Origin of the sequence: Erwinia sp. SLM-02, from assembly GCF_037450285.1 — a bacterium.
In the GTDB taxonomy this organism is placed as follows: domain Bacteria; phylum Pseudomonadota; class Gammaproteobacteria; order Enterobacterales; family Enterobacteriaceae; genus Erwinia.
Map to the genome: position 1 here is coordinate 222290 of NZ_JAQISN010000001.1, position 11929 is coordinate 234218.

An 11929-nucleotide genomic window follows, 5' to 3' on the forward strand; every position below is an offset into this window, starting at 1 on the left:
TGGCCGGATACAACGTTATGCCTGTGCGGCAGTCTGACGTTTACTTTTCTGCTTCATCAGTACGTTAACGATGAAGAAGATCAGCGTGCCCACGACCAGAATGCCGGCTGAAATATAGAAGCCCATCACCTTGGAACCGGTGTTGTCGGAGATAACCCCGGTCAGGAAGGGGGCGATCACCGAAGAGGACATACCGAAGAAGTTAAAGACGCCAAAGCTGGTGCCGTAACCTTTCTTCGGTGCGTTATCGGCAACGAATGAAATCATGATCGGGTCAACGGCCAGCTTGCCCAGCAGTCCGTACAGGATCAGGCTGATCAGCAGCGTGGTGGAGTCCGGCGAGATCACCGTGCAGACCAGCATCACCGCCGCGCACAGCTCCAGGAAGATAATCAGCTGGACTTTCTTATTGCGGAAACGGTCCGACATGCGGCTGAAGAACAGCGCACCCGGTACGGAGGCAAAAGCCACCAGCGCGGAGGAGAAACCAATCGCCACGCCTTCGAATCCGCGCTCCTGCTGCAGGAACGACGGCAGCCAGGTCACGATCATGTAGTAGCCGTAGCAGGTGGCGAAATACATCACGTAGGCCGAGATCATCCGCATGCTGAACAGCCCGCTGGCTTCGTTCGTTTCTTCCGGTGCGGCGGCGGCGGTGTTGGCAGGCTGGCTGGCGAGGTGGCTGCTGTAAGAACCACCTTTAATCACCACGGCGAAGACGAGGGTCATAATCACCAGCAGGGCGGTGATCATAAATATCGTCAGCTGCCAGTCCATGCCCATGCTTTTCACCAGCAGGCTGGAGGCAATCAGGCCGATCGCCATCCCCAGCGCGGAACCGCTGTTGATGATCGCCGTCGCCAGGCCGCGGCGTTCCAGCGGGATGTTCTCGGAGGACAGTGAATAAGCCGAGCCGTAGTAAGAGCCGCAGCCCATACCGGCCAGCAGGCTACCGACGTAAACCATGGTCAGGCTGGTGGCGTTACCGATCAGCAGCGTGGCGACGATAAACAGGCAGAAGCCGGGTATCAGCACCACTTTTTTGCCAAACTTATCAACCAGAATCCCCGACGGGATCTGCATACCGGTGTAGGCGAAGAAGTAGAAACTGGCGATCAGTCCCATTTCTGCGTTTGAATGTGCGCCGATTGTGGCCTGAATTTCAGGGAAAATCGGCGTCAGGATGGTGCGGTAAATCCAGATCACCGCCCAGCCAAGGCAGAGGACGACGACGATCTTTTTCCAGTAGAGCGGATCGGATGCGTTGCCGGATGCCACTTTGCTATTGCTCACAGGCTGCCTCCCTCTTCGGTCCAGGCGAGTTGATAAAGCGTATGGGCGAGGACTTTCACCCCTTCCGCCAGGTCATCGAGATGGGTTTTTTCCGCCGGGTTATGGCTGATGCCGTCAATGCTGGGCACAAAGATCATCACCGTTGGCACGCGCGGAGAGAAAATCTGCGAATCATGCCCTGCGCCGCTGTGGATCAGGCGGTAGTTGACCTTGTTCTTCTCGCACAGATGGCTGACGCACTCGACCAGCAGCTTATCCATCGGGATCGGGGTTTCATCCATCCAGCGGTCGATCTCAATTTCAATGCCCATTTCATCGCAGATGCGGCGCATATCTGCTTCAATTTCTTCCGTAAAGCGCACCAGGGTATCCGCGTCGGTATGGCGGCAGTCCATCGTAAAGTGGGTAAAGCCGGGAACCACGTTAACGGTGTTCGGTTTCGGCTCAACCTTGCCGAAGGTCAGCACCAGCGGATCGCCCTCTGCATGCGCTTTAGCGATGGATTCGGTACAGATGCGGCTGAAGGCGTAGACCGTATCGCGGCGATAGCCCATTGGCGTCGTGCCCGCATGGTTGGATTCACCCTTCAGGCGGATATCGTAACGGCGCTGGCCGACGATGCTGGTGACCACGCCGATGGTTTTCCCTTCGGTTTCCAGCACTTTGCCCTGCTCGATGTGGATTTCAACGAAGGCGGCGATGTCGTTGCGCAGCGGACAATCTTCCGCGCGGAAGTCAAAGCCCGCCTGGCGCATGGCGTCAACAAAGTTCACGCCTTTGGCATCGCTGATATTTTCCACATCCTGACGGCGCGCCAGGCCGAAGATATTTTTGCTGCCCCAGAAGACGTAAGGGAAGCGGCTGCCTTCCTCTTCGGCCATGGCAATCACCTCCAGCGAACGCAGCGGCGGGCCGTAGGTGTTCTTCAGGTAGTTCGCCGCCAGGAAAGAGGCTTCAATACCGAACTGGCCGTCGAGGTTGCCGCCGTTGACCACGGTATCAATATGGGAGCCGGTCATAATGGTCTGCCCGGGATATTTCGACCCGGTCAGGCGGGCAAAGAGGTTTCCTGTTGCATCATGTGAAGCGGTAAATCCGGCGGTTTCGAAGATATTCTTGAGCGTTTTTTGCGCCTCAACCCACTCTTTGGTGTACAGCAGACGCGTCATGCCGCCGGTAGGATCGGCACCAATTTTTGACAATTTGCCGGAGATATCGGTTATTTCTTGTCGGAAATCTTTCATATTTAACTTCCCGCTTGCAATCCCTGAGTAAAGTAAAGGGCGTTAAACGTACATTTAATCAGCAGCCCTGCTTTGCCCGGATTATTTATAAGGAGACTCAACGTAGGTGATGTTTATTTAAACGAAAACATCACCGTAACGGTAATAACCAGCGCGTTTAGCTGGCAAAGGGATCTTTGTGATCGTACGATTTTTGATAAATATCATCTGAAACCAGGTACTGATATATTTCATCAACGATATCGATGCCGTCACGATCGCTTTCAATTTCGCGAAGATGGCTACCCTGACCGGGATAAAGGACTTTTTCCACGCCCGGTGCCGGTTTCACTTCGTTCAGCTCTTTCATCACCTGGCTGATATTTTTACGGAAGCTGCTTTCATTGGTGAAATAGGCCGGATTCAGCACGATATGCAGCTGCCCCAGTTCGCGGCCCGCGCTGAGATCGTGGTACATCGAACTGACGTGTTTGCCGAACGGCAGGCCCAGCAGAATGCCGGAGAGAATATCGACCATCATCATCAGACCGTAGCCTTTCGGGCCGGCGATCGGCAGCAGGCCGCTGACGGCGAAAGGATCGGTGGTGTGCTGGCCTTCAGCATCGACGGCCCAGGTATCCGGGATTGGCACGTTGCGTGAACGGGCATCCAGCACTTTGCCCCACGCCTGCACGGTGGTGGCCATATCAAAGGTAATGTTCTCGTCGCCTTCCGCCGGCGCAGAGAAGGCAATCGGGTTGGTGCCGTAGTAGACGTCCGCGCCGCCGTAAGGAACGACCATAGGGTCGGACTGGCAGACTGAAATCCCAATCATCCCGGCTTTTGACGCCTGCTGCACAAAGTAGGAGAGTGCGCCGCTGTGGCCGATGCGGCGCACGCCGACCACCGCCACACCGTTTTCTTTCGCCATTTCGATGGCGCGATCCATGGCCAGCTTCGAGGCAACGTGCCCGGCACCGTTATCGCCGTCAAAAATGGCGCTGCATGGCCCGGTCTTTTCAAAGGTGAAATGAGGCTGGTTGTTGGTGCCTCCCTTGCTGATGCGCTCTGAGTAGTATTCAACCCTCACCGCTCCGTGAGAGTGGATGCCGCGTGCATCAGCGTGTACCAGAACATCCGCGACGATACCGGCATGTTCCTGGCTTAATCCGGCAGAATGTATTTTATTCCGAATAAGTTGATATAATTCCTGCTTAGAGACTTTCATAAATAGTCCTTTGGTTACTACGGTTTAATTAATCCACCTCTGATGCCTAATGTATAAAGCTGGAAGCGAAATAATGTGATCCAGCCGGGCATTATTCCATTGGTTCAAATTTTCTTTGAATGTTCATGCCATTGTTAGAATATTTCTAATAAACAAACCCTTCTTTTTTCAGTGATTTGATTAATCATGCATCCATTTAACGATTTTTTCTAACAATCGATAAAGTGTGATAACTCTCACCTTTATGAAGTCGTTTTATTTGTAATTTTCTGCTCAGTAATAATGGCTCAGAAATATACAGGATATGAAAATATTCAGTTGCCGTTAATGATTGTGATGTTCACAAGCTGTTTAAGGATATTACTATGGTCCATGCGTTTATTAAGAAAGGGAGTTTTCAGGATTCCGTCAGCCTGATGCTAATTTCCCGTAAGCTCAGCGAATCCCCACGGGTTGATGAAATATCGGTGATGATGGGGACGCCCGCCAACAAATCCCTGCTGGAAGCCACCGGTTTCTGGCATCCGCAGTTTAATGAAGCCACGCCGAACGACATTTGCGTCGCGATTAAAGCGGGATCCGACGACGAAACCATCACCGCGGAAATTGTGGAAGAGCTGGAAGCCGCCCTGAAGGCGATTGCTCAGGGCCAGCAGGGCGGTAAACGCCTGCTCAAGGCCCGCAGCTGGCGCACCGCGCGGCAAAAGCTGCCCGATGCTAACCTGGTGCTGATCTCAATTGCCGGGGAATATGCCGGACAGCTGGCCGATCAGGCGCTGGATGACGGCTGCAACGTGATGATGTTTTCCGACAACGTCAGCGTGGAGCAGGAACGCGCACTGAAAACCAAAGCCAGCGAGAAAGGGCTGATCGTGATGGGGCCGGACTGCGGCACCGCCAATATCGCCGGTGCGCCGCTGGCGTTTGCCAACGTCGCGCCGAAAGGCTGCATCGGGATTATTGGCGCATCGGGCACCGGTATCCAGGAACTGACATCACAAATCACCCTCGCGGGGCAGGGCGTGTCTCATGCTATCGGCCTCGGCGGCCGTGACTTAACTGCCGACGTGGGCGGCATTAGCGCCCTCAGCGCATTACGCATGCTGGCCGCCGATCCGCAAAGCAAGGTGCTGGCTTTCGTTTCCAAGCCCCCGGCGGACGCGGTGCGTGCGCGGGTGATTGCCGAAATGAAAACCCTTGGTAAGCCGGTCGTGGCGCTGTTCCTCGGGGCGAAAGCCGCACAGAAACAGGATGGCAATATTACCTTCGCCGCCACGCTGGACGAGGCCGCGCGCCTGGCCGCGATGCTGGGACACGTGCAGCAGATGGCCGAACAGCAGCCTGCGGTTTGCGGCGGCAAGATTTCCGGCCTGTACGCGGGCGGAACGCTGGCGGCAGAGTGCGCGATGCTGCTGGCCGAGCGTCTGGGCGTTGAAGCCGACAGCAGCCACCATCAGGGTTCGATGCTGAACGCCGATGGTCATCGCATCATTGATATGGGCGACGACTTCTACACCCAGGGCAAACCGCACCCGATGATCGATCCCTCAACCCGCAATCAGGAAATCGCCCGGCTGAGTCAGCAGACGCAGGTCGGCGTGCTGCTGCTGGACGTGGTGATCGGCTACGGCGCCCAGCAGGACCCGGCCGGATCGATGGCGGCGGAGGTTAAGCGCCTGCGCGAAAAACGCGGATCCGCCCATCCGCTGGCGGTGATCGCCACCGTGACCGGCACCGAGCAGGATCCGCAGCAGCGCTCCGCGCAGATTGCCACGCTGAATGAAGCGGGCATCGCGGTGATGAATTCGCTGCCGGAAGCGGTCGAGCTGGCCGGCTATCTGATCGCTCCGCAGCCTGCTCCATCATCCGAACCGGTTCCGGCGCTGCTGAAGGGGGTTTCCGTGATCAATGCGGGCCTGCGCAGCTTTGCCGAAGACCTGCAGACTAACGAAATTTCAGTGGTTCACTACCAGTGGGCTCCGGTTGCCGGCGGCAACCAACGTTTAGCTAACATACTGAAAAAATTAAAGTAAGGGATTGATATGTACGATTCTATTGAACAAGCCAACGCCGCGGTCATCGACCGTATTCGTGAAGCCCGTCCACACTGGATTGACGTTGATTTAGCGAAAAAACTCGTTCCTGAACTGAATCAGGGCAGGAAAGTGCTGCATGCCGGTCCTCCCGTGACCTGGCAGGAAATGAGCGGCCCGGTGCGCGGCGCCTGTATCGGAGCCTGCCTGTTTGAAGAGTGGGCCAGTGATGAACAGCAGGCGCTGGCGCTGCTGGAAAACGGCGAAATCGAATTTATCCCCTGCCACAACGTCAGTGCCGTGGGTCCAATGGGCGGCATCACCTCCGCCCACATGCCGATGGTGGTGGTGAAAAACCACACCCACGGCAACTTTGCTTACTGCAACCTGAACGAAGGCATCGGTAAAGTGATGCGCTTTGGTGCCTACGGGCCGGATGTGCAGGAGCGCCACCGCTGGATGCGCGACTCGCTGACTCCGGTACTGAAAGAAGTGCTGGCGACTTTTGCTGACGGTATCGATCTGACCGCCCTGATGGCCCAGGCGATCACTATGGGTGACGAGTTCCACCAGCGTAATATCGCCGCCTCCGCGCTGTTGATGCGCCAGCTGGCACCGAAAATCACCCTGCTGGATCGTGATAAAGCCGAGCTGGGCCGTGCCATGCACTTCCTCAGCATCACCGATCAGTTCTTCCTGAACCTGGCGATGGCCTACTGCAAGGCGGCGATGGATGCCGGTGCAGAGATCAAACAGGGCACCATCGTGACGGTGATGACCCGTAATGGCAAAAACTTCGGCGTGAAAATCAGCGGCATGGGCGATCGCTGGTTCACCGCCCCGGTGAATACCCCGGAAGGTCTGTTCTTCTCCGGCTACAGCCAGGCCGATGCGAACCCGGATATCGGCGACAGCGCCATTACCGAAACCTTTGGTATCGGCGGTGCGGCGATGGTTGCGGCTCCGGGCGTGACCCGCTTTGTCGGCGCGGCCGGCGGCATGACGGCGGCCACCGAAATCTCCGAAGAGATGGCGGAAATCTTCCTTGAGCGCAACATGATGCTGCAAATCCCGACCTGGGATTTCCAGGGTGCCTGTCTGGGCCTGGACGCGCGCCGCGTGGTCGAAACCGGCATCACGCCGCTGATCAACACCGGTATCGCCCACCGCGAAGCGGGCGTTGGCCAGATCGGCGCGGGTACGGTACGTGCGCCGCTGGGCTGCTTTGAAAAAGCGATTGAAGCGCTGGCTGAAGAGCTGGGCATCACCGGTTAATCCGGGCGGGGAGGAGAGATGGAAAGTAGTGCGCTGGCCGTCAGCCGCCATGCCACAGAGGACTTCGGTCCGCTGCGCTGCGTGGGGCATTTCCGCAGTGCGATCAATCTCCTCACCCCGGGCCAGCATCTGCTGACGCTGCACCGCGAAGGGCGTGGCTTAAGTCCGATGGGCTGGGAAATCGCCGATGATGACTTTGACGATTTCTCCGATGAGCTGGCTGAGTCCCCTGAGTGTGAACTGACGCCTGAGGGGATCCTGCTGGCGGATATCTGCCTTTGCCCGCCGGAAGATCGCACCGATCTGCATCTGTCTCTGACGGGGCAGATCGTCTTCGATCCGCTGGCGGCCGCGCTGTCGTCAACGGCGGCTGAAACCGGGCTGTTCGGTCGCCTCGATCGCATCGTCACTACGCCTTTATACGCGGAAGTCCTGCAAATACAGCAGCAGTTTCGCGCGTGGCTGCAGGGTGAACGCGTTGACTGGAGCACCGTGTTGGGCAAAGGCCCGGGCCTGACGCCGGGCAACGACGACACGGTGCTGGGGATGCTGCTGTGTGCCTGGTTTGACCGGCGTATTGACGTTCCCCGGCTGCCCGCCTTTTTTGCTGCCAGCCAGCCGCTGGACGAGCTCACCACGCTGGTCAGCCTCAACTATCTGCGGTTTGCCGCAGAGGGGATTTTCGCCACGCCGGTGCAGCAGTTTGCCCGCGCACTGTCCGGCACGAGCGATGTGAGCACCGCCGTTGGCGAACTGCTGGAGGTGGGCCACTCTTCCGGCGCGGATACCCTGCTCGGGATCTGGTCCGGGGCCAGAATCATCAGCGGTCTTTTTTAATTGTGCAGGAAAAATGCCGCCGGATCCGTTCCGGCAGGGCTTCCTGTTACCTGAATTCAGAGAAAACAGAGGTTGGAATGGAAACGTTAGTTATTGCTCTGGGGGGCAACGCCCTGCTGCAGCGTGGTGAAGTGCTGTCCGCTGAGAACCAGTACCGCAGTATTTCTCTCATCGCCGATGCGGTTGGCAAGCTGGCGAAAAAGTACCGCATCGCTATCGTACACGGTAACGGTCCACAGGTCGGGCTGCTGGCATTGCAGAACCTCGCCTATCGCGACGTTCCGCCTTATCCGCTGGACATTCTGGTGGCGGAAAGCCAGGGAATGATCGGCTATATGCTGGCGCAGCAGCTGTCGGCGTATCATCCTGCGCAGCCGGTCTCCACGCTGCTGACCCGCGTGCTGGTGGACAGCAACGACCCGGCTTATCAGCAGCCGAGCAAGTTTATCGGCCCGGTATATCAGCCGTCGCAGCAGCAGGAACTGGAGCAGAAATACGGCTGGAACATGAAGCTGGACGGTAGCTATCTGCGCCGCGTGGTTCCGTCGCCGGAACCGAAGAAAATCATTGATATTGAAGCGATTAACCTGCTGATGGCGAAAAATCATATCGTCATCTGCAACGGCGGTGGCGGCGTGCCGATGGTAGCAGAGGGTGACAGCCTGGTGGGCAGCGAAGCGGTGATCGACAAAGATCTGGCCTCGGCGCTGCTGGCGGAAGCGCTGGATGCCGATCATCTGGTGATCCTCACCGACGCGGATGCGGTCTACGAACACTGGGGAACCCCGAAGCAGCGCGCTATCCGCTCTGCCACCACGGATGAACTGGCACCGCTGGCGGTTAACGACGGCGCGATGGGGCCCAAAATCATGGCGGTCAGCCGCTTTGTGCAGCGCAGCGGTAAAGTCGCGCATATCGGCGCACTCAAGGACATTGACGCGGTGCTGGCTGGAACGGCCGGGACGTTAGTGACCCCATAAAGTTGTTATCAGGAATCAGGATGGGCCTTTGCGCCCGTCATACCAGGGAGTCTGGCCATGCAAACTAAAACTGAACGGGTACCTTACTGGATCAAAACCGTCATTATCTTCTTCCTCGGCTGGGTGGTGATTTACGCCGCGCGCTCGGTACTCAGCCCGGTGATGCCGCAGATTGAAACCGAATTCGGCCTGTCAAAAAGCCAGCTGGGCTTAATCAGCAGTCTGTTCTTCCTCGCTTACACGGTCCTGCAGGTACCCGCCGGAATGCTCGGCGACAGGCTGGGCAGAAAGCGTATTCTGGTCAGCGGCTTTATGCTGTTTACGCTGTTTATGGCTTCTATCAGTATCTCACCCAGCTTCCTGATTTTTATGCTGCTGTGGATGCTGACCGGGGCGTCTCAGGGGGTCTATTACGGCCCGCAGTATGCGCTCTCTTCAGAAGCGATTCCCAAAAAATGGATTACGCTGGGCAGCGCGGTGATCGGCAGCGGCATGTCGTTCGGCATCGCGCTCGGTTACTACCTTTCCAGCTTTATGATCGAACGCTTCCACACCACGTGGAAGATGCCGTTCGTAGTGATGGCGGTACCGGTACTGATTGTCGCGCTGCTGATGCTGGTGTTCATCCGTGAAAAAGCGCCGGGCGCAGCAGAAAAAATGCCGGCCGGTAGCGGCAATAAAAGCGAGTTTAAATTCAGCGATCTGTTTAAAAACCGTAACCTGCTGATGGCTTACATCACTATCTTCTGCTCGATTTACGGCTTCTTTGTCATCATCACCTGGCTGCCTTACTACCTGCAAAAAGAGCGCGGGATGGATATCGTTCACGCCGCCAGTATTGCCTCTATCGTGCCGTGGATCTCGGTGCTGGGCACGCTGATTTGCAGCTACGTATCCGACAAGCTGGGCCGCCGCAAGCCGGTCGTACTGTGCATGCTGCCGTTCTCGCTGTTGGCGATTTTTGGCATCGTTTACTCTTCCAGTGAGGCGGCGCTGATCGGCGTGCTGGTGTTGTACGACTTTATTGGCAAAATCAGCCTTAACCCGGTACTGATTGCGCTGGTGGCCGATAACGCCCCGCGCGCGGCGCTGAGCACCGCCTTTGGCCTGTACAACTTCTTTGGCATGGCGGCATCGATTTTTGCCCCGTACGTCACCGGATTTATCGCCGACAGTACCGGATCGCTGAATGCGGGCTTCTACTTTGCTGCGATGATCACCGTGGTGGGGTTTGTGGCTATGCTGTTTGTGAAGGAAGGCAAGCGGGTTTAATCAGTTGTACAGAGGCTCATCGCTGGATGAGCCTCTGAGTGCCGGAGGCGCTGAACGATCAATAAAGCAGAGAGTAAAGCTGGCGGCGGTACTTGCTGGCCAGCGCATCGCCGGTGCCGAGCGCCGCAAGGATTTCCTGCAGGATTTTACGCGCCTGGCCGTCCGCCGCGCCGAGATCTTTCTTCAGGTGAACGAACAGCAGCTCCAGCGCCTCTTCGTTGCGACCAACCTGATGCAGCTGGATCGCCAGCTGGGTTGCCAGCGATGCGTCTTCCGGATTCTCGGCGATCTGCTGCTGCAGCTGCTGAATTTCCGGGGTATCCGCCGCCTGCTTCAGCAGATCGATCTGCGCAATCAGCCCCTGATAGCGGCTGTCCTGATCCTGCAACGGCACCACTTTCAGTACCGCTTCCGCTTCGTCACTGCGGTTCAGACCAATCAGCACTTCAGCCAGCAGGAAACCGATTTCGCTGCGCTGATTGCTCAGCTGCCAGGCATCTTTCAGCAGCGGCAGGGCGTCGATAGCTTTCCCTTCGTCCATCAGCGCCATCGCCTGCTGCGCCTTCAACTCTTCTTCCTTCGGCAGCACTTTCTCCAGCAGCGCACGCACGGCCTCTTCCGGCTGCGGCCCCTGGAAGCCATCGACAGGCTGCCCGTCCTGGAACAGATAGACGGTGGGAATAGAACGCAGACCAAACTGCTGGGCTACGGCAGGCTCTGCATCACAGTCCAGCGTTGCCAGAATAAACTGACCGGCATACTCCTGCGCCAGTCGCTCCAGCAGCGGCGTGAGCTGCTGGCAGTGCTGGCTGCGCCCGGACCAGAAATAAAACAGAACGGGAACCTGCATCGACTGTTCCAGCGTCTGGTGCAGGTTAGTTTCATTAATTTCAATAATCGCAGCGTGTGGTGCCATGAATTCGTCTCTTTTCACGTGAGTTTCTTACTGTATTGGGGCAGACACGCGGGCTTCAAGCCCTGCGGGTTAATTCTGCCGTAAAAACCAGTCCAGTACCCGGCCCGGCAGCAGCCGTCGCAGCAGCGTCATGACCCAGGTCACCAGCGTGACCGGATAGCGCAAGCGCGGATGTCTGCTTTCCAGCGCGTGGTGCAGCTTCGGCAAAATTGCCTCCGGCGGCAGGGTAAAACGGGCGGCAATACCGGGGTTTTTCACCGGCTTATCCTGCTGCGCCTGGCTGACGTTATCGGTAAACCGCGTACTGATTGGCCCCGGTTCAATCAGGCTGATCCGCACGCCGCTGCTGTGCAGCTCCATACGCAGCGCATCCGACCAGGCCTCCAGCGCGTATTTACTGGCGGCGTAGGCACCGCGCCCCGGCGTGGAGATCAGCCCCAGTACCGAACTGGTATTGATAATTCGTCCGGCGCCGCTGGCGATCAGCGCGGGCAGCAGCAGCATCGTCAGCTGGTGGGTGCCGAACAGATTAGTGGAAAACTGCCGTTCCAGCTGGGCGCGGGTCACCGACTGCAGCGGACCGTACTGGCCAAAGCCGCCGTTGTTAAACAGCCCGAACAGTCTGCCCTCACAGAGCGTGAGGATCTCCGCCGCGCCGCGCTCCACGCTTTCCGCATCGTCCAGATCGAGCAGCACGCCGCTGAATCCCAGCGTGTTCATGCGCTCCACGTCCTGCGGTTTACGGCAGGCGGCAATCACGTGGTAGCCGCGCCGCAGCAGATCGCTGGCGGCCACCAGACCAATTCCGCTGGAGCTGCCGGTTATTACGATTGATTTTTGCATAACTTTACCTGTAACAGCGTTCCCAGCCG

10 protein-coding genes are annotated in these 11929 nt (G+C 57.5%); 5 read left to right on the top strand and 5 right to left on the bottom strand.

The window, feature by feature from the left end:
* Positions 1-15: 15 nt before the first annotated feature.
* From PGH32_RS01125 to allD, 3 genes are all read right to left on the bottom strand, one after another.
* Positions 16-1293, bottom strand: coding sequence for an MFS transporter (locus PGH32_RS01125; protein WP_337892956.1), 1278 nt, complete (start codon positions 1291-1293; stop codon positions 16-18).
* A complete protein-coding gene (gene allC, locus PGH32_RS01130) occupies positions 1290-2537 on the bottom strand; it encodes an allantoate deiminase (protein WP_337892957.1) in 1248 nt (415 codons plus the stop codon). Before allC ends, PGH32_RS01125 begins: the two co-directional genes overlap by 4 nt.
* A gap of 157 nt (positions 2538-2694) precedes the next feature.
* Positions 2695-3744 (bottom strand): ureidoglycolate dehydrogenase, encoded by a 1050-nt coding sequence (gene allD, locus PGH32_RS01135; RefSeq protein WP_314418504.1) that lies wholly within the window; start codon positions 3742-3744, stop codon positions 2695-2697.
* 365 nt (positions 3745-4109) lie between these two features.
* On the opposite strand from allD, the gene PGH32_RS01140 reads away from it, so the two are divergent.
* From PGH32_RS01140 to PGH32_RS01160, 5 genes are all read left to right on the top strand, one after another.
* Positions 4110-5777, top strand: coding sequence for an acyl-CoA synthetase FdrA (locus PGH32_RS01140; RefSeq protein WP_337892958.1), 1668 nt, complete (start codon positions 4110-4112; stop codon positions 5775-5777).
* Positions 5778-5786: 9 nt separating this feature from the next.
* Positions 5787-7052 (top strand): DUF1116 domain-containing protein, encoded by a 1266-nt coding sequence (locus PGH32_RS01145; protein WP_314418501.1) that lies wholly within the window; start codon positions 5787-5789, stop codon positions 7050-7052.
* An 18-nt stretch (positions 7053-7070) separates the two neighbouring features.
* Positions 7071-7889: a DUF2877 domain-containing protein gene (locus PGH32_RS01150; RefSeq protein ID WP_337892959.1), complete on the top strand. Its 819-nt coding sequence runs from the start codon at positions 7071-7073 to the stop codon at positions 7887-7889.
* 77 nt (positions 7890-7966) lie between these two features.
* A complete protein-coding gene (locus tag PGH32_RS01155; RefSeq protein ID WP_314418496.1) occupies positions 7967-8869 on the top strand; it encodes a carbamate kinase in 903 nt (300 codons plus the stop codon).
* Positions 8870-8926: 57 nt separating this feature from the next.
* A complete protein-coding gene (locus tag PGH32_RS01160) occupies positions 8927-10141 on the top strand; it encodes an MFS transporter (protein WP_337892960.1) in 1215 nt (404 codons plus the stop codon).
* A gap of 58 nt (positions 10142-10199) precedes the next feature.
* Here PGH32_RS01160 and PGH32_RS01165 read toward each other — a convergent pair whose 3' ends face one another.
* Complete coding sequence (locus tag PGH32_RS01165; RefSeq protein ID WP_337892961.1) at positions 10200-11057, bottom strand: co-chaperone YbbN; 858 nt, start codon at positions 11055-11057, stop codon at positions 10200-10202.
* 69 nt (positions 11058-11126) lie between these two features.
* Positions 11127-11900 (bottom strand): SDR family oxidoreductase, encoded by a 774-nt coding sequence (locus PGH32_RS01170; protein ID WP_314418477.1) that lies wholly within the window; start codon positions 11898-11900, stop codon positions 11127-11129.
* Between the last annotated feature and the right edge of the window lie 29 nt (positions 11901-11929).